Below are 18064 nucleotides of genomic sequence, written 5' to 3'. Positions count from 1 at the left end.
CCTTCGGATTGCTCAAATTTTTGGGTCACGTTATTAGTTTTTTAATGTCTTCAATATCATCTATTTCGTCTACTTTTTTATCTCTTCGCCAACGCACAATTCTTGGAAAACGCAATGCTACTCCCGATTTGTGACGACTGCTGTAGCCAATTCCTTCAAAAGCGATTTCAAAAACGAGTTCGGGTTTTACGGTTCTTACGGGACCAAATTTCTCCAATACATTTTTAGAAATAAATTTGCTGACTTCCTGAATTTCTTTATCCGTTAAGCCAGAATACGCTTTGGCAATAGTGACCAGTTTACCTTCTTTTTTTACGGCAAAAGTGTAGTCGGTGTAATAAGCACTTCTTCTGCCGCTCCCTTTTTGGGCGTAAATAAGCACGGCATCAAGAGTTAAAGGATCTATTTTCCATTTCCACCAATCGCCTTTTTTTCTGCCCGTGTGATACGGAGAAGAATTTTTTTTTAACATTAAACCCTCGCTGTTAATTTCTCTGGAATTTTCCCGAATTTCAGGAAGATTATTCCAGTTTTTAAAATTGATAATTTTTGAAAGAACTATTCTTTCTGAAGGATTATTTTGAAGAAGCTTTTCTAATTTTTCTCGTCTTAAACTAAGTGGCTTTTCACGATAATCTTCACCTTCAAACTCCAATAAATCATATACAAAAACCACTATGGGAATTTCTTCCAACATTTTTTTGGTTAAAGATTTTCTGTTCAAACGTTTTTGTAATTCGTTAAAATTGAGTACGGAATTGTCTTTAAATGCTAAAATTTCACCATCCAAAACAAAATTTCCCTTCCAACTTTTGAGTTCATCTTCAATTTCAGGAAATTGTGCAGTGACCAATTCTTCACCACGGGACCAAATGAAAATTTCCTCATTTCTTTTAATCATTTGTCCTCGGATTCCGTCCCATTTATATTCCACCTGCCACTCGTCTTCGGAACCCAAATCTTCCAATTTTTTTTCCAAAGCATACGCCAAACAAAAAGGATAAGGTTTTGATAAATTGGTGTCGGTATATTCGCCTTTTATTAATGCATCAAAATCAATTTCTTGCGGATTCCAATCGCCCATAATGCTATGTGCAACGGCTGTGGCATCCAATTGATAGTATTTAGCTAAGGTATTAATTAAAGTTTTGGAGGAAACACCAATTCTAAAGCTTCCACCTAATAATTTATTAAAAATAAACCGCTCAATGGAATTTAAACTTCTCCACGCCTCTAATACAAACTGTTTTTTTTGATCTTCCGAAAAGTCTTTTAATGCCATAATTTTCTCCATCCATTCCGAAAGAGAAAGTTCAATTTTATGACTAGGTTCGGGAAGCAAAAGTGAAATGGTTTCTCCCAAATCTCCAACGGAAGAATAGCTTTCAACAAAGAGCCATTCAGGAATATTTGCCACTTCCATCGCCCATTGCTTCATAAAAGTAGAATTGACATTCCGCTTGGGCTTTTTACCCGTAAACAAAGCCAAAAACCACAATTTATCCTGAGAGCTCGCTTCATCCAAAAAACGTAAAATAGCTTCCTGTTTCAAGGAAGTTTTATTAGTGCTATCAAAAGCGTTTATTAAAGTGGCAAAATCTTTCATTCTGACTCTAATTCTGGAGTTTCTTCATCATTTCCGTATTCGGTTTTCACTTCATCAGCAAAAATTCCAATTTCATTCAAATATTTTGAAAAAACAGCGGTTTGTCCGTGTGTGATATGTACTTTTTCCGCTTCCGTAGCTTTGATGGCAGTAATGAGACCTTGCCAATCGGCATGATCGCTTATGGCAAAACCTGCATCTGCACTTCGCCAACGTCTGGCTCCTCGAATCTGCATCCATCCTGAACAAATGGCATACGCCAAATTGGGAATTTTCTTCATGGCAGGATTATCAATGAGAGCGGGTGGAAGTAATACAATTTTTCCGTCCAGATGTTTTTTATCTTCTCGTAAATCGATGGTTTTGTAGTCGGGTAGATTTACACCAACACTTTTATAGGCTTCATTGAGCTTTGCGATGGAATAATGCACATTCAATTCATCCAAACCTTCCAAAGCTTTCATAATTCTTTGCGATTTACCTAAAGAATAGCCGATGAATACGGAGGTTTTCCCATTGGCTTTATTCTGTTGTACCCAGTTGCGCATTTGTTTTTCCTGTTCTTCCACAGAAAACCAGTTGTAGATGGGAAGTCCAAAGGTGCTTTCAGAGACAAACTCGTTGCATTTTACAGATTCAAAAGGGGTGGAAATACCATCATTTTGAATTTTATAATCACCAGAAATGACGGAAACATAGCCTTTATATTCCATGCGAATTTGTGCTGAACCAATAATGTGACCAGCGGGATGAAGGGAAACTTTTACTCCATTAATATTGAGAGTTTCTCCATATTCCACACTTTGACATTCAATGTTACTACCAATTCTGGAATATAAAATAGGTTTGGTAAAGTGATGGCATAAATATTTTTTCATTCCACTTCGGGCATGATCGGCGTGACCATGAGTGATAACAGCTAAATCAACTGGTTTCCAAGGGTCTATATAAAATTTTCCAGGAATACAGTAAATGCCTTTAGAAGTGAATTTTAGCAGCATTAATTATAAATTCAATTGACCTTCCACACCGCCATCTTCTATACTACTTCCCGTGACCGCGGAGAAAAGCATTTTAGACATTGCTACTATTTTATTTTCTTTAGTTTCGTAATAATATCCTTCTTTGGGGGTAACCTTTATAAGGCTAACATTGGGGTCGTCTTTGCCTTCAAACCATGCGTTGGCAAAATTTGACCAATATTTATCTATCAAAGTTTTATCTTGAGTAGCAACAGCATTTCCTTTCACCATTATATATTCATATTTTGAATTGTTCATAAAGTACAATTCCACATGATTGTCGTGTTCAATTTCTTGATTTTTGTCCGACGTAATATCACTCAGAAACCAAAGATTTCCTTGCTCATCTACTGATTGTAAGGCCATTGGTCTGCTCGAAGAATTTTCACCAATTAAGGTTGTGAAGAAGCATGTACCTGCCCCCTCTGCAATGTCTTTAATTTTACTGATAGCCTTAGTTCCGCTAAGATTTTCTGTTGGAGATTGTGCATTTCCCATATTGTTAATTTTCATTTTACCCTACAATTACTATGCCTTTAGTAATTTAAATTATTAATATTTAAATTATGTTTTTGTTAACAAAAAATCATTTTTTCGGCACATTAATTGATGTTTTATGATAATAAAGATGTTTTGTATTCCATTAATTCCACTGTGTATTCCACAGTTTCGTCATAAATTAAACTTTTAAATGATAATTATGAAAGTAACCAAGAAGTCCATATCTAATGGGAAAAAATCGCCTTCTAAAATCAACCTCAAAAATAGCAGCTAAGAAAGATGCCGCTACAACTTTGGATGATCTTTTTGAAAGTTGTCTGAAAGATGCACTATTGGCAGAGAATGCCTTGTACAAAACCTTACCCAAAATGTCTAAAAATGCAACCTCAACCCATCTGAAAAAAGCACTCGATGACCATCGAAAGGAAACTGCTGAACACATAAAAATATTAAAAGCAGTATTCAAATCTATTGGAGGAGTAAAAGATGAAGAAGAAAAATGCGATGCCATGGCAGGTATTATAGAAGAGGGTAAAGGTGTTTTAGAAGAAACACAGCTTGGAGCAGTGCGTGATGCAGGTATTATAGCTGCTTGTCAAAAAGCCGAACACTATGAAATTGCATCGTATGGAACTATGATTTCTTATGCGGGATTACTAAAACATACGGAAGCCAAAAAATTGCTTAATTCTATCTTAAAGCAAGAAAAAAATGCGGACAAATTACTTTCGAAATTAGCTACTTCTGAAATTAATATTAAAGCTAAATAACACACGCACACACAACACTAAAATCTTAATTATGGAAAAAAATACAGGTAAAAATAATATAAAAACTAATCAGCTAGAGGAGCATCTGACTGATAATATAGGGAAGATATTAACCACCAATGACGGCGTTCCTATTTATGACAATAACAACTCTTTGAAGGTTGGTAATAGAGGACCGTCTTTGCAACAGGATCATATCTATTTCGATAAAATGATGCATTTTGATCGCGAAAGAATTCCGGAACGTGTGGTACATGCGAGAGGAAGTGCAGCTCATGGCGTTTTCGAGATGAAAGCCGATATTTCGCAATATACTACTGCACAGTTCCTTCAAATGGGAGTGAAAACACCAGTGTTCGTAAGATTTTCAACGGTTGCAGGTTTCAAAGGGTCTACAGATTTAGCGAGAGATGTAAGAGGATTTTCGGTAAAATTTTATACCGAGGAAGGCAATTATGATTTGGTAGGAAACAACATTCCTGTGTTTTTTATACAGGATGCCATGAATTTTCCAGACTTAGTACATGCTGTAAAACCAGAGCCCAATAAGGAAATTCCTCAGGCGGCTTCCGCACATGATACGTTTTGGGATTTTATTTCTTTAATTCCAGAATCTGCGCACATGATTATGTGGATAATGTCGGACCGTGCAATACCACGTTCTCTAAGAATGATGGAAGGTTTCGGAGTTCACAGTTTTAAATTGGTGAATAAAGAAGGAAAAGGCACTTTTGTGAAATTCCATTGGAAACCCAAATTGGGAGTTCATGGCGTAGCTTGGAATGAGGCCCAAAAAATTTCGGGCTACAATTCAGATTTTCATCGCGAAGAATTGTGGGAAAATATCGACAAGGCTAACTTTCCACAATGGGATTTGGGCGTACAATTGATTCCAGAAGAGGATGAATTAAAATATTCCTTCGATATCTTGGATCCTACAAAATTGGTGCCCGAAGAATTGGTTCCTGTAACAATTTTAGGAACCATGACGTTGAATAAAAATCCAGAAAATTTCTTCGCAGAAACGGAGCAGGCAGCCTTTGATCCAGGCAGATTGGTTCCAGGAATAGATGTTTCTAATGATCCTCTATTGCAAGGAAGAATTTTTTCTTATATGGACACGCAAAATTATCGTTTGGGTGGTAATTTCCACGAAATTCCAATCAATAGATCTGTAAACCAAAAATCCAACAATCAGAAAGATGGAAGTTCTAGGATAGATATCTTGAAAGGAAATGTTTCTTATTTCCCCAACAGCCAAGCTTCGGGATGTCCTTATCATGCTATGTTAAAAGGTGAAACGGGTTTTCAGTCGCATCAGGAAAAAATAAATGCTAGAAAAGTGCGTGAGCGTTCAGATTCTTTCGCAGACCATTTTTCTCAGGCGAGGTTGTTTTTTAATTCTCAATCGGAAATTGAACAATTGCACATCATTAAAGCTTTATCATTTGAATTGTCTAAAGTAAAAGATACCAAAATTCGAGAAAGACAAGTCGCTATTCTTAATCAAATTGATCCCAAATTAGCGTCAGAGGTCGGAAAGAATTTAAACATTACGCCGCCAAAAGATTTAGATGAATTGACATTGCAATTTGCTCGTCAGAATCACCCTAATTATCCTATTGAAGGCAAAAAGCTAGAGGTTGAAAAATCTGAAGCGCTTAGCATGAAAGTGAAAGACGGTGAGGGGAGTATCGCAACTAGAAAAGTAGCTTTTTTGGTAGCAGACGGAGTTTCGAAAAAAAGTATAGATGCTTTGAAAACAATTTTAGAAAATCAAGGGGCTGAAGCTGTACTCATTGGAGAAAAAGTGGGGGCTTTAAAATTTGAAGAAGGAGAAACTACCACTATCAAAAACACGTATAAAACTGATGCATCTGTACTGTATGACGCATTGTACACGCCTAATGGACCATCCGTTGATACGCTTTATAATAATCCTGATTATTTTGAATGGTTAAAAGATGCATTTATGCACTGCAAGGCCATTGCTTTTGCTTCAGGAACTGAAAAATTAATAGAAAAGTCTGATATAAAAGTGGATAAAGGAATTATTCAAGAAAAAGATGCTAAAGAATGGACCACACAGTTGATTGATCTCATGAAAAAACACCGTTATTGGCAACGTGAGCTAGATATGGAAAAATAACAATTAAAAACACAAGTGATGATTTATCATTTTTTGTCTAGGGAAATTAATCTCTGATTGACTTGGAAATTTTGCGAAAAAATCTGAAACCTATATCAGTAAAAAATGTTTTCGCTTTTCCTTTAAATTCCTGTTTTCTCTAAACTTAGTCTCCGATGCAGAATCTAAAATAAAGCTACTGAGATATAGTAAAGGCGTATAAAAGTAGCATAAGATTAAGCTGCTGCAAGAGTTTTCTTTCTAAATTTGTATTGAAATTTCGTCGTGGCGCACGTCGATGGATAAAGGCTTAGGTATTTTTTATTGATAATATAGAAATTGTATTTGTTCTATTTTTTATTTCTATATTTCTGTAAATTAAATATATAGCAGTTTCTAGTCTTAACGATAATCATTGATAGATTTCACATGTACATGCTAAATTTTGCCTATTTATTTTTAGTTTATTTCCTTAAAAACAGCATTTGTGAAAATTTAGTGAAGTTTCTATATTCAAAATACATGATAAAACAATCAATAATTTGGAATTGAGCATTTTAGATTTGAAATTATCTTTTAAAACTTTATTCTTGCATAATTATTTACTTGACTAATATTTTCATGATCGATTTTTCCATCTTGTTTATATTACAATTTTCGGCACGGTAAAAAATAAAATTACTAAAACAACCGAAGCTAAAGTGTAGTCATGTATCAGACGATTATCCAAAGGTTTTTGGCAAACCACGAAAGAAAAAAACAAACTGGCCAGCTTTACGGTATTTTTTCTTTTATATCCATACTTAATAAACTTATTCCGAAATAAAGTACAAAATAAATCAAATCTTAAATGGAAAAGGCCTATCCAATAGCAGTAAAAAATATTCGGGAGATACACAGCCATTTTTTGACCGTTGAATATGCTCGTATAATACATTTCGCCTATAATTAAGGTTCTAAAATAGCTATTCCGTTCCGTATTTTAAGGCTCTGTTTTATTTTATTTTATTTTTCTGTGTCTGAAATTTTTTAAAGAAATAAAGCACCAAAAGAAATTGAGTATATCCATAAACGGCATCTTCAATGGGAATGGTAAACATTCGGATTCCCAAAAAATCTTTTGGATTATAATTAACAACCGGATTATCAATAAAACTCCCGGTTAAAATCCCATTAACTGGGAAAAAACCAAGCATAAGAAGCGTGAAAACCAAAGATGCTTTAGTCAGCCAATTTACTTTGGCAATAAAGTGCAAATAGATCAATGCAAGTATTGTAACTATGGCAGTAATAAGGGTGTAAATTTTATCTGTATGCAATAAACCTACAACCGACAAAATAATAATGTTTATAAAGACCAATAGATTATTAAAAGCACTTAAAACTTCCCAATTGTAATATTTGTCAATGGTGTAATAGGTGAAAATGCAAGAAAACGGAATAAAAATAAAAAATAAAATTTCTTCCAAAGGCAAACCCAAAAATGAAATTCCAAGTGTGTAATTTGTATTAAACCACCATACTCCGTGAGCCGTAAACCATACGTCCCAAGCGATAAAAGGAATAGCAACAATGATGGAAGCTTTTAGGAATGAACCAAATTGATGATGGAATTGAATTCTTTTGTCAAAAGATGCTATAAAACAAATGATGATCGTGAAAAACAATATGAGTGAGTAAGTATAAGCCATCATGATTTCGCCGATTTTAAATACATTTTTAAATACTTAAAAGGCACATATAAAAATCCAAAACATTCGCCTTCTTCTTTTCCTAAATGTTTGTGATGTTGTTTGTGAGCCCTGCGAAGTGCTAAAAAATAAGAGATTTTGGTGTGTGTGAAAAACTTTATCCGTTGATGAATAAAAATATCATGCACAAAAAAGTAAGCCATTCCGTAGAGCATAATACCCAACCCTATAAAAAATAAATAATTGAAATTTTCTAATGATCCAAAATACATCAACGCAATAGTGGGCACTGCAAAAATGACAAAAAACCAATCGTTTTTTTCTAAATCACCTTCGTTGCTGTGGTCATGATGATCTCGGTGTAAAATCCATAAAAATCCGTGCATAATATATTTGTGAATAAGCCAAGTGGCTCCTTCCATAAGCGTAAAAACAAGTATTACAATTAATATTTCCATTTTATTTTTTGTTGAATAGTTTTTCTAAAATATGAAAACGGTAATTAAATATCTTATCTAATTTCTTTTTTACAAATAAACGGTGAGCAAGATTTCCTAAAAGTCCGAAAGGCAATTCATAATCGACTTTATCTATCATTAACACACCTTTTTCGTTGGGTATAAATTCGTGGCGATGGTTCCATAATTTGTAAGGCCCTTTTTCCTGAAAATCCGTAAAACTCTTATTAGGAATTACCTCGGTAATTCTTGTTTTCCATTTCAAGGGAATGCCAAGCAATGGTGAAACAGTGTAATCGATTATCATTCCTTCAAATATTTTATTTGTTTTTTGTTCAGATAACACGGTAAATGCCATATCTTTTGGAGTTATTTTTGGTAAATTCATCGGTGATGAAAAAAAATCCCAAGCGGTTTGTAAATCACAATTCAATTGTTGCTCTCTGTATAATTCATGTTTCATACTTAATTACTTTAAGAGTGTTTCAATATTTTTTTGAAGAAAATCTGAATTGATGTTTTTTTTGTTTTTAACAAGAAAATCCTTGTCTTCTTTTAAGTTGTTGTTGTACCCCAAAAAAGAAGGTGAATTTTTCTGAACCGAAAACCGGATATATCTAATTTCAACATTTTCAGGCTCTTTACTGATCGCTAATTCAATGTTTTTCTTTCCTTTCTTAAAAGTACTAAATTTGCTCATCGGACTAAAAACATGATGAGCCCAAATCGTTTGATAACCGCCCAGATAGGCTAAATATACCGCTGATTTTTCTTTTGATTGCTCTAATTCTTCTATCATCCTTTTGCACAAATTTTTATCCTGAACGGCTATACTGTAGTTTGTTCTTACTAAATTTATATCTGGATTGTTATAAGAAACTAGCATCATAAAAACCAATAGAAGTGATATAAAAACTTTCATTATAAAATGGCTACTTTATAACGTACATAACTTTTAAAAGCAACAAAAACTTTTTGGGAATTGGACACTCTAATCCGCTTATTTAATATTTCTGAGGAAGTTTTGCTTTTGATTTTTTTAAACAAGGAGATGTAATACTTATACGCCAAATACACACCGAACATAGACGAATTTGGAAGTTTTTTGATGCCAATTAATGCTTCTTTAAATTCTTCTTCTATTTCTTTTTCAATTTGACACTTTATGCAATTATCAAACACACCCATATCAACATTGGGAAAATAGGTTCTGCCTAAAATTTGATAATCATCTTTTAGATCTCTTAGAAAATTTATCTTCTGAAAAGCAGAGCCTAATTTCATTGCATAAGGTTTTAGCTCTTCAAATTTCTCTTTTTTTCCTTCGGTAAAAACCTGTAAACACATCAAGCCTACAACTTCAGCAGAACCAAAAATATAGTCGTGGTACAATTCTGAATTGTAATCAATTTTTTGTAAATCCATTTCCATACTATTGAGAAATTGAGTGATAAGAACGGGATCAATATGATACTTATGCACTATTTCCTGAAAAGATTGTAAAATTGGATTAAGTGAGATCTTTTCTTCTAAGGCGTTTTGAGTTTCCATTCTCAGTCTTTTTAGCAATTTTTCTTTATCATATTCATGAAAACTATCTACAATTTCATCAGCCAATCTCACATAGCCATAAATTGCATAAATAGCGTTGCGGATCGAAGGTTTTAATGCCAAAATTCCCAAAGAAAAACTCGTACTGTATTTCTGCGTTGTTATCTTACTTACTGAGTAAGAAAGTTCGTCAAATAGTTGTTTCATATTATTCATTTCTTAAATTTGGTTGCTTCGTTTGCTACAATCTTCCCCGAAATAATTGATGGTGGAACGCCAGGGCCAGGAACAGTCAACTGACCAGTATAAAAAAGGTTGTTCAACTTTTTATTTTTCATTTTTGGCTTCAAAACCGCTGTTTGATGCAACGTATTTGCCAAGCCATACGCGTTCCCGCCGTAGGCATTATAATCTTGCACAAAGTCGTTTACGCAATAACTTTTCTGGTACTCAATTTTGGAAGCCAAAGCATTAATTCCTGTATGTTTTTCAATTCTCGAAAGCATCTCTCTCAAATACTTCTCCCTAATGGCTTTATTGTCGTGCATGTCTATAGCCAAAGGCATCAACAAAAACAAGTTTTCTTTTCCTTTAGGAGCAACACTATCATCTGTTTTAGATGGACAACAAACATAGAATAGGGGATTTTTGGGCCATCTTTTTTCTCCATAAATACAATCAATATGCTCGTCTAAATCGTTTTCAAAAAATAGTGTATGATGCTTGAGGTGAGGGATTTTTTCGTTAATCCCTAAGTAGAATATTAAACTGGAGGGGGCAAAAGTTCTACTCTGCCAATATTTTTGTGTGTAATTTCTTAAACTTTCATCTAAAAGCGTTTCGGTGTGATGATAATCTGAAGAAGCTATCACGGTATCAAAAGCTATATTTTCACCGTTTATTTGCAAAGAAGTTATTTTGTTATTGTTTGTATTGATTTTCTCAACCGTTTTATTAAAGTGAAAGATAACTCCTTGCTTTTCTGCTACCTGCTGCATCGCTAATACTAATTGATAAAATCCTCCCATCGGATAATGAGTTCCTAACGCATAACCGCCATAATTCATCAAACTATACAAAGCAGGAATATTTTGGGGCGAAGCACCTAAGAAAATAACAGGGAATTCCATCAGCGTTCTTAATTTTTCATCTTTAAAATATTTGCCGACATAGCTTCTAAAATTTGTCAGTAAATCTAGCTTCAATGCGCTTTTAGCAATTTTAGGCGATACAAATTCTAACCAACTGTGGCAAGGTTTTGTAACAAAATCCTGCATTCCAACTTCGTATTTGTACTTTGCCGATTGCATAAATTTCTCCAATTGAACTCCAGCGCCTTTTTCGGTTTTTTCAAACAGGATTTTTAGCTCTTCGAAATTTTCAGGAATACTCATTTTTTCATCGGAAAAAATCATTTCAAACTGAGGGTTTAAGGAAATCAGATCAAAAAAATCAGAAGTTTGGTAGCCGAAATCAGCAAAAAAATCTTCCATAATATCAGACATCCAATACCAACTGGGGCCCATGTCAAACACAAATCCTTCTTCTGTGGTGAATTGTCTTGCTCTACCCCCAGGTTGATTGTGCTTTTCAAACACATGGACTTCATAGCCTGCTTTTGCTGTATAAGCAGCGGCCGATAATCCTGAAAATCCTGAACCTATTATAGCTACCTTTTTTTTCATTTGTTTAAATTTTTAAACGCTTCTTCCAATAAATTCTCTGTTTCAATATTTTTATCATAAATGTTTTGATGGAAATTATCAAGCTTATCGAGTAAGCGTATTAATTCCATTTTTTCATTTTGCGATAAATTTCCAGTAACGATGGTAGTTGCTTGCCGTATTTTATCCATAATGTTTTCTAAGGATTGAAGACCTGTTTTCGTAATGGAAATCACTTTGCTGCGTTTATCCGTTTTAGAATTCCGTTGTTCAATCCAACCCTGACTTATCAAACGATTGATAATCTGCATTCCGACGGGTTTTTCATGTACATTTTTTTTTATTAAATCTATTTTTGACATTTCGCCAAATGCTTTTAAATTAATAAGATAAATGAAATCTTCCTGCGTAGAAAAACCCGACCCAATAATGGCAGACTTGGAATAGCTTTTCGCATATCTGTTCAGATGAACAATCAAAGTATTAATATAACTTTCCGCACTTCTTCCCGTTTCTTTTCCTACCCAAGTGGGTTCAGTAACGATAGTGTTATTATTTTTCGATATCCAGCTTTTAAAACCATGAATAGATGCTTCAAAAACAGGATTGTTTTTTGTTTCAGTCTCAAATTCCTCAACTAAATTTATGATCTCTTTGATTAAAAGATAATTCATTCTGAAAGTATTTTAGAGTACAAATATACCTTTTTATTGTAATAAAAGAATATAAATATACTTTTATTTAATTGTTTAGTCATTTTGGACTATTTAATTATTAGGTGGTAGGAGAAAACGAATCTTATAACTGGTTATCTTTTGCTCAACAACTTCTTACTTACAATGTTTACACCTACAATTTAGAAAGTAATAAATAACAAAAATTCAGCTCCGCAGGAGCTGAATTTTTTATTTAACAAATACAGTTTTCAATATTTTCAATTCTTACAGTTTTTACGATTCACTGCACTTTCGAATTTTATAATTGATTTCGTTTTAAGAATTCACGAAACATTTAGACATAAAAAAAGGCGAGTTGCCCCACCTTGAATGTTTTTATTTTTATAGGTGATATTTACGGAAAACCGTAATGATATTCAATAAATTATTATTATTTTTAACATTTCTCAAAAATGATTTTTTAAAAAAATTTAAACAAAAAAATAGCAACTGCCGAGGTAGTTGCTTAGATATCTAAGAATAGATAATTTTTCTACTGCTTATAGCCTTGTTGTGAATTGTCTTTCAGTTACAAATATAATAAAAATAAATTTAAAAACAAATAATTATGGCAAAAATTGGACTAGATATTGGAAGTTCGTCAGCTGGCTGGTTTATAGATAAAGATAAAAAAGGAGTTGTAACATTTAATACGGGAATGACTAAAGGAACTTCTGGTTATACATCACCTACAAAAGATAGAAGGAAAGATCGTTCTAAACGAAATCTGATAAAGGCTCGTAAATATAGAAAATGGGAGTTGTTGAAAGTTTTGGCTGAGAATTATGCTCCTCTTGCTAAAAACGAAGTTTTGAATTGGAGTTCATACCAAAAAGGAAAAGAAAGAAAGTTTCCTGAAAGTAAAAAGTTTTTGCAATGGTTAGCTTGTGATTTCACTTATGAAAATGGAGAAAAATATAAAAATCCATATGAATTAAGGGTAAAAGCATTGGATGGAAAATTGACAAATCACGAATTTGGTAGGGTGTTGTATCATTTGGTGCAAAGAAGAGGCTATAAAGATATTGGAGAAACGGACAAAGAAACTGAAAAGCAGTTAGAACGTCGTACTGAAGATGGCTTTAAGGCTTCTTTGGAAAATAACAGGTCTATAGCAGAGGCTTTACTAAATGATTTTCTATATAAAGGAAGACGAGCAAGAAATCAGTATCCTCTTCGTGAGGAATATGAAAATGAGTTCAATTTGATATGCAGTAAACAAGGTTACTCTATAGAAAAGATAAAAAAAGAAGTTTATAAAGATGATTTTGTAAACAAACTTTGGAAGGCGATAATTTGGCAGCGTCCTTTAAAAAGCCAAAAAGGAAGTATTGGGAAATGCACATTGGAACCTTCAAAATTACGTTGTCCTATTTCGCATCCCGCTTTTGAAATTTTTAGAGCATTGCAGTTTATTAATACCATTAAATATTTTGATGTAAATAACGAAAAACAAAGTATTAATGAGGAGTTGAAAAGTTTGTTATTCAATAATTTGTTTTTGAAAGCTGAAGGAAATTTTAAATTTCAAGAAGTTAAAGATTTATTGGATAAAAAAACAGAAAAACCTTATAAATACAATTATCCCATCAATCCCGAAAATGGAAAATATGAAACTTCTATTTCTGGAATGCCTGTTTGCAAAGGTTTGATTTCTTTGTTTGGAGATTTTGCGAAAACTGCCATTGGAGAAATTGAACAATATAATATAACTACAGCACCAAAAGTAATTAAAGGATATTCCATCTATGATTTATGGCATATAGTATTTGGTTCGAATGAACAGTACTTAGCAACATTTGCAATTGAAAAATTACAATTAGAAAATGTTAAAAGAAAACGAAAGGACGAACATTACGAAATCTCACCACTAGTTGAATTAAAAAGAAAATTTCTACAAGGTTATGCAGATTTGAGTATAAAAGCTATTAATAAAGTTATTCCGTTTTTGAAAGAAGGTTTTCTTTACAATGAAGCAGTTGTACTTGCGAAAATTCCTGAATTATTGAAAACAGATTGGGAAGCTTCTCGAAATACAATATTGGATTGCTTGTCTGATACGAATAAAGAATACAAAAGAAAACAACTTATTGCAACCATTGCCAATAATTTAGTAGATAAACATAAAGGGCAAACTAGAGCAATGATTGATGGTAACGAAGATTCTACCTTCGCTTATAAAGATTCTTCATATCTATTAAAAGATGATGATGTTAAAAGTATAAATGAAGCCTGTATTGCTCATTTTGGGGAGAAAACTTGGGAGAAATTTGATGATAAAGATAATCTGATACGGAATGTTGGTCTTGAATATCAAGAATATTTTTTCGATTCAAAACGAGCGTATAGGAAAGTACCTACAATAACTGAAATATTCAAAACATTTCTTTCCGACAAAGGAATTAATCTAAATGGAGAATTGTATCATCATTCCAACAGAGAAAATTTATACAACAGAAATTTGGTAACCAATTTCAAAACTGGAGAAAAGTTTCTTCCTAAGGATAAAAATACCAATATAGAAATTCTTCCAATTCCTCTTATTGATAGTATTAAAAACGCAATGTTCAACAAATCGATGAGCGTTGTAAGAAAACTCTTGAATAAGTTAATTATTAATGGCGATATAGACCAAGATACTGAAGTAGTGATTGAGTTAGCTAGAGAGTTGAATGATAATAATAAGCGAATTGCCATTGAAAAGTATCAAAAGGAAAGAGCAGATAACAGAGAGAAAATACGACGTTTTTTGCAACAATACAAATCAGAGGAAAATCAATCTTTAAATGTTGAAGATAATATTGCGATTTTCGAATTGTGGTCGGAACAAATTTTTGAAGAAACTGAAGATGAAAATAAAAATATCGTAAAGAACGAAAATAGAATAAGGATATTAAAAGAAAAAGAAGATGTAAAACGATATGAGCTTTGGATGGAACAAAAAGGGCAGTGTATGTATACTGGTAAAATGATTTCAATAGCACAATTGTTTTCCAATGAAATTGATGTTGAACATACAATTCCAAGAAGTATTCTACCAGATAATACAATGGCAAATCAAACGGTTGCATTTGCAAAATACAATCGAGATATAAAAGAGGCAAGAACTCCGTATTATTGCGAAAATTATTCAAAAGATACACCAAATGGAACAAGTATTTCTCCAAGATTAGGAATTTGGCGAAAGTTGAGAAATTACTATGAAATTCAATATAATAGCAGAAAAAAAGCAAAAGGACCAGAAGATGAAGCTGCTAAAAACAAAAGAATTCAGGATAAGCATTATTATAAAATGCATTTTGAATATTGGGATGATAAACTAAGTCGTTTTGAAGCAGAAGAAATAAAAGACAGTTGGGCAAGAAGACAATTGGTAGATACCCAAATGGTGAGTAAATATGCAAGGGAATATCTAAAACTATATTTCAAAAAAGTTGCAGTACAAAAAGGTAGTGTGACAGCAGATTTCAGGAAAATTTTTGGATTTCAGGAACAAGATGAAATTAAGAGCAGAAATAAACATACCCATCATATTGTAGATGCCGCTGTACTTACAATGATACCTACAAATAGTAGTTACAGAGAAGAAATTTTGAAAGAATATTACTCTTCAGTAGAAAATAACGATAAAAGAAAATTAGCTGAGGTAAGAAGAAAGTTAATTCCTTATGGTTTTAACTCGCAAGATTTAATAAAAGAAATTGAAAATACCACTTTAGTAGTTAATTACCGCAAAGATAAAATCTTACAACAAACAAGTAAAGTTGTACGACATCGTGGCAAAGTTCAGTTTGTAAAAAATAAGGATGGAGAGTATGTTAAAGATGAATTAGGAAATAAAATTGTTAAAATAGCTAAAGGTGATACAGTACGAAGTTCACTTTTTGCGCAAACCTATATCGGAAAAATAAAAGATGTAGAAAGAGATGAAAATAATAAAGCAAAAAGAGAAGATGGCGATTGGAAGTACAAAACAGGCAAAGATGAATTTTTATTTGTAGTTAGGAAGCCAATTGCAGATGTACTTTCTAAAATTGAAGATATTGTAGATCCTGTCATTAAAGAACTTGTAAGGGCTCAAAAAAATAATCAGGTTATTAAGGATTATCAAGGAAATATTATACGTCACGTTAGAATTAAAACTAAATCAGGAAGAGAAGTTAAAGAAAGACTTAACTATCAATCCAAATATGAATATAAGAATAAGTTCTATTCGGAAGCAGGTTCTGTTCCTTATGCAATTTTAGTTCAAAAGATTGTTGGAGATAAATTAGAAAAAGACTTGATTTTAGTTCCTTCTTTTGAAATCGCAAAAGAGTATAAAACAAACCATAAGTTTGATGTGCAAAATTATCTTCGTAGATATGACGCTACTAACAAATTAAATTATTCGAAATGGGATAAGGCACAATTACTAAATGTAGGGCAACGAGTAATTGTTTTAAATAATGATGAAGATTTTGAGGAAAGAAAAAATATAGAATTTCAAAAGAATAGACTTTATAAGATAACACAATTGGCTGATGGAAGTATTTATTTGAAGTATCACTTGGAAGCTACTGAGGATGGTGATATTGATAAAAATGTAAAATTAGAAAAAGATCAAATAGTTTTTGAATATGATAAAAAATATAACCTTCCTGATATTATTGAGGATGAATCAATAAATAATGTTGTAGATCGAAAGAAAAAGTTTGAAAAAGACAAATTTTCTTTTGTAGGATTAAATGATAACAGACTAAAACGATTAATTCCTTTTATGGGAATAGAAGGAGTTAAAAAATTAAAGAAAGAACTTGACCAATTTAAAAAACAGTCTTCGTTTATCGAGGTAGAAGGTAGTACACCTTTACTTAAAATGTCAAAAGAAAATTGGAATTATCTTTTTGAAGGAGAGGATTTCAATATGTCAATAGACGGACAAATAACTTGGAAAAATTATAATCCATGATTACCCGCTCCATTTACATCGGAAATCCCGCCTATCTGAAACTCAAAGATGAGCAGATGCATATTTTGTGTCCCCAAACCAAGGAAACAAAAGGGAAAGTTCCTGTGGAGGATTTGGGATTGCTGATGTTGGATCATTTTCAGATTACAGTTTCGCACCAGCTCATTCAGAAAATGATGGGCAATAATGTGGTGGTCATTAGTTGCGATGCGCATCATTTGCCACACGGAATTATGTTGCCTTTGTATGGACATTCCGAACATTCAGACCGCGTAAAAGATCAATTAGAAGCCAGCGAACCGCTGAAAAAGCAACTGTGGAAACAAACCATAGAATGCAAAATTGAAAACCAAACTGAAATCCTAAAAAGATTAGGGAATTATTTCGAGCCCATGCTCGAGTACAAAAATAATGTAAAAAGTGGCGATAGCACCAATATGGAAGGCATTGCGGCGCAACATTATTGGAAATACCTTATCAGTCACGATTTTTTAAGGCAACGCTTTGGCGATTCTCCCAATCAGTTTTTCAATTTCGGATATGCGGTGCTACGGTCAATGGTGGCGAGAGCTATTGTAGAAACGGGTTTGCTGCCCGTTTTGGGAATCTTTCACAAAAACAAATACAATCCGTATTGTTTGGCAGATGATGTGATGGAGCCGTATCGCCCTTTTGTCGATTTATTGGTGATGCAATGGTTGGATAAAAACCCAGAAACAGAGGATTTGACTAAAGAATTTAAAGCCCATCTTCTTCAAATCGCAACCATGGATGTGCAAATTGAAGACAAGAAAAGACCGCTGATGGTGGCTTTAAAAACAAGCGTTTCTTCTTTGTATAAATGTTACACGGGAGAAAAAAGAGTAATTTCCTATCCAGAATTGCCATGACTATTTTTGCTACTTGGGCGTGCCCCTTTGTTTTTCCAACGCTTAAACCAATAAGGTTTTCCCCAGCACGAAAACAAAGGGTCGGTCTACGTGCAGTCGCTGTGTTCGGCTCGTCG

14 protein-coding genes are annotated in these 18064 nt (G+C 33.1%); 4 read left to right on the top strand and 10 right to left on the bottom strand.

Annotated elements, in window-relative coordinates; translation table 11 throughout:
• Positions 1 to 25 precede the first annotated feature (25 nt).
• The 3 genes from G6R40_RS06705 to G6R40_RS06695 are packed head-to-tail and all read right to left on the bottom strand — an operon-like array spanning position 26 to position 3141.
• Positions 26 to 1606 carry an ATP-dependent DNA ligase gene (locus tag G6R40_RS06705; RefSeq protein ID WP_165133324.1) on the bottom strand — a complete coding sequence of 527 codons (1581 nt, stop codon included), beginning with the start codon at positions 1604 to 1606 and terminating at the stop codon, positions 26 to 28.
• Positions 1603 to 2607 carry a ligase-associated DNA damage response exonuclease gene (locus tag G6R40_RS06700; RefSeq protein WP_165133321.1) on the bottom strand — a complete coding sequence of 335 codons (1005 nt, stop codon included), beginning with the start codon at positions 2605 to 2607 and terminating at the stop codon, positions 1603 to 1605. Before G6R40_RS06700 ends, G6R40_RS06705 begins: the two co-directional genes overlap by 4 nt.
• Positions 2608 to 2610: 3 nt before the next feature.
• The gene (locus tag G6R40_RS06695) at positions 2611 to 3141 is read right to left on the bottom strand and encodes a pyridoxamine 5'-phosphate oxidase family protein (protein WP_165133318.1); all 531 of its coding nucleotides are present in this window, start codon (positions 3139 to 3141) and stop codon (positions 2611 to 2613) included.
• Positions 3142 to 3356: 215 nt separating this feature from the next.
• Here G6R40_RS06695 and G6R40_RS06690 point away from each other — a divergent pair, with 215 nt between their 5' ends.
• On the top strand, positions 3357 to 3899 hold the full coding sequence (locus tag G6R40_RS06690; protein WP_165133315.1) for a ferritin-like domain-containing protein: 543 nt from the start codon (positions 3357 to 3359) through the stop codon (positions 3897 to 3899).
• Between the two features lie 31 nt (positions 3900 to 3930).
• Complete coding sequence (locus tag G6R40_RS06685) at positions 3931 to 6048, top strand: catalase (protein WP_165133312.1); 2118 nt, start codon at positions 3931 to 3933, stop codon at positions 6046 to 6048.
• Positions 6049 to 7022: 974 nt separating this feature from the next.
• Here G6R40_RS06685 and G6R40_RS06680 read toward each other — a convergent pair.
• From G6R40_RS06680 to G6R40_RS06650, 7 genes are read right to left on the bottom strand one after another with little or no spacing between them, the layout of a single operon-like run.
• Positions 7023 to 7721: a lycopene cyclase domain-containing protein gene (locus tag G6R40_RS06680; protein WP_165133309.1), complete on the bottom strand. Its 699-nt coding sequence runs from the start codon at positions 7719 to 7721 to the stop codon at positions 7023 to 7025.
• On the bottom strand, positions 7718 to 8176 hold the full coding sequence (locus G6R40_RS06675; protein WP_165133306.1) for a sterol desaturase family protein: 459 nt from the start codon (positions 8174 to 8176) through the stop codon (positions 7718 to 7720). The genes G6R40_RS06680 and G6R40_RS06675 overlap by 4 nt, the downstream gene beginning before the upstream one ends.
• Position 8177: 1 nt before the next feature.
• Positions 8178 to 8639, bottom strand: coding sequence for an SRPBCC family protein (locus G6R40_RS06670; protein WP_165133303.1), 462 nt, complete (start codon positions 8637 to 8639; stop codon positions 8178 to 8180).
• 6 nt (positions 8640 to 8645) lie between these two features.
• The gene (locus G6R40_RS06665; protein ID WP_165133300.1) at positions 8646 to 9098 is read right to left on the bottom strand and encodes a hypothetical protein; all 453 of its coding nucleotides are present in this window, start codon (positions 9096 to 9098) and stop codon (positions 8646 to 8648) included.
• Positions 9098 to 9934, bottom strand: coding sequence for a phytoene/squalene synthase family protein (locus G6R40_RS06660; RefSeq protein ID WP_165133297.1), 837 nt, complete (start codon positions 9932 to 9934; stop codon positions 9098 to 9100). The genes G6R40_RS06665 and G6R40_RS06660 overlap by 1 nt, the downstream gene beginning before the upstream one ends.
• Positions 9935 to 9939: 5 nt before the next feature.
• The gene (locus G6R40_RS06655) at positions 9940 to 11412 is read right to left on the bottom strand and encodes a phytoene desaturase family protein (protein ID WP_165133294.1); all 1473 of its coding nucleotides are present in this window, start codon (positions 11410 to 11412) and stop codon (positions 9940 to 9942) included.
• Positions 11409 to 12065 (bottom strand): MarR family winged helix-turn-helix transcriptional regulator, encoded by a 657-nt coding sequence (locus tag G6R40_RS06650; RefSeq protein WP_165133291.1) that lies wholly within the window; start codon positions 12063 to 12065, stop codon positions 11409 to 11411. Before G6R40_RS06650 ends, G6R40_RS06655 begins: the two co-directional genes overlap by 4 nt.
• Positions 12066 to 12675: 610 nt before the next feature.
• Here G6R40_RS06650 and cas9 point away from each other — a divergent pair.
• The gene (gene cas9, locus G6R40_RS06645; protein ID WP_165133288.1) at positions 12676 to 17058 is read left to right on the top strand and encodes a type II CRISPR RNA-guided endonuclease Cas9; all 4383 of its coding nucleotides are present in this window, start codon (positions 12676 to 12678) and stop codon (positions 17056 to 17058) included.
• Positions 17055 to 17948: a type II CRISPR-associated endonuclease Cas1 gene (gene cas1 / locus G6R40_RS06640; RefSeq protein ID WP_165133285.1), complete on the top strand. Its 894-nt coding sequence runs from the start codon at positions 17055 to 17057 to the stop codon at positions 17946 to 17948. Before cas9 ends, cas1 begins: the two co-directional genes overlap by 4 nt.
• The last annotated feature ends 116 nt before the right edge of the window (positions 17949 to 18064 follow it).

It is taken from the genome of Chryseobacterium sp. POL2 (assembly GCF_011058315.1).
Taxonomy (GTDB): domain Bacteria; phylum Bacteroidota; class Bacteroidia; order Flavobacteriales; family Weeksellaceae; genus Soonwooa.
The sequence above is the reverse complement of the archived record's forward strand: the minus strand, read 5'-3'. Positions and strand labels throughout refer to the sequence as shown.

Excerpts from the sequence above, each read along its gene's own strand:
- G6R40_RS06695 (WP_165133318.1), bottom strand. The coding sequence starts at position 3,141 with ATGAAAATTAACAATATGGGAAATGCACAATCTCCAACAGAAAATCTT.
- G6R40_RS06655 (WP_165133294.1), bottom strand. The coding sequence starts at position 11,412 with ATGAAAAAAAAGGTAGCTATAATAGGTTCAGGATTTTCAGGATTATCG.
- G6R40_RS06680 (WP_165133309.1), bottom strand. The coding sequence starts at position 7,721 with ATGATGGCTTATACTTACTCACTCATATTGTTTTTCACGATCATCATT.
- G6R40_RS06660 (WP_165133297.1), bottom strand. The coding sequence starts at position 9,934 with ATGAAACAACTATTTGACGAACTTTCTTACTCAGTAAGTAAGATAACA.
- G6R40_RS06690 (WP_165133315.1), top strand. The coding sequence starts at position 3,357 with ATGGGAAAAAATCGCCTTCTAAAATCAACCTCAAAAATAGCAGCTAAG.
- cas9 (WP_165133288.1), top strand. The coding sequence starts at position 12,676 with ATGGCAAAAATTGGACTAGATATTGGAAGTTCGTCAGCTGGCTGGTTT.
- G6R40_RS06650 (WP_165133291.1), bottom strand. The coding sequence starts at position 12,065 with ATGAATTATCTTTTAATCAAAGAGATCATAAATTTAGTTGAGGAATTT.
- G6R40_RS06700 (WP_165133321.1), bottom strand. The coding sequence starts at position 2,607 with ATGCTGCTAAAATTCACTTCTAAAGGCATTTACTGTATTCCTGGAAAA.
- G6R40_RS06675 (WP_165133306.1), bottom strand. The coding sequence starts at position 8,176 with ATGGAAATATTAATTGTAATACTTGTTTTTACGCTTATGGAAGGAGCC.
- cas1 (WP_165133285.1), top strand. The coding sequence starts at position 17,055 with ATGATTACCCGCTCCATTTACATCGGAAATCCCGCCTATCTGAAACTC.
- G6R40_RS06665 (WP_165133300.1), bottom strand. The coding sequence starts at position 9,098 with ATGAAAGTTTTTATATCACTTCTATTGGTTTTTATGATGCTAGTTTCT.
- G6R40_RS06705 (WP_165133324.1), bottom strand. The coding sequence starts at position 1,606 with ATGAAAGATTTTGCCACTTTAATAAACGCTTTTGATAGCACTAATAAA.
- G6R40_RS06685 (WP_165133312.1), top strand. The coding sequence starts at position 3,931 with ATGGAAAAAAATACAGGTAAAAATAATATAAAAACTAATCAGCTAGAG.
- G6R40_RS06670 (WP_165133303.1), bottom strand. The coding sequence starts at position 8,639 with ATGAAACATGAATTATACAGAGAGCAACAATTGAATTGTGATTTACAA.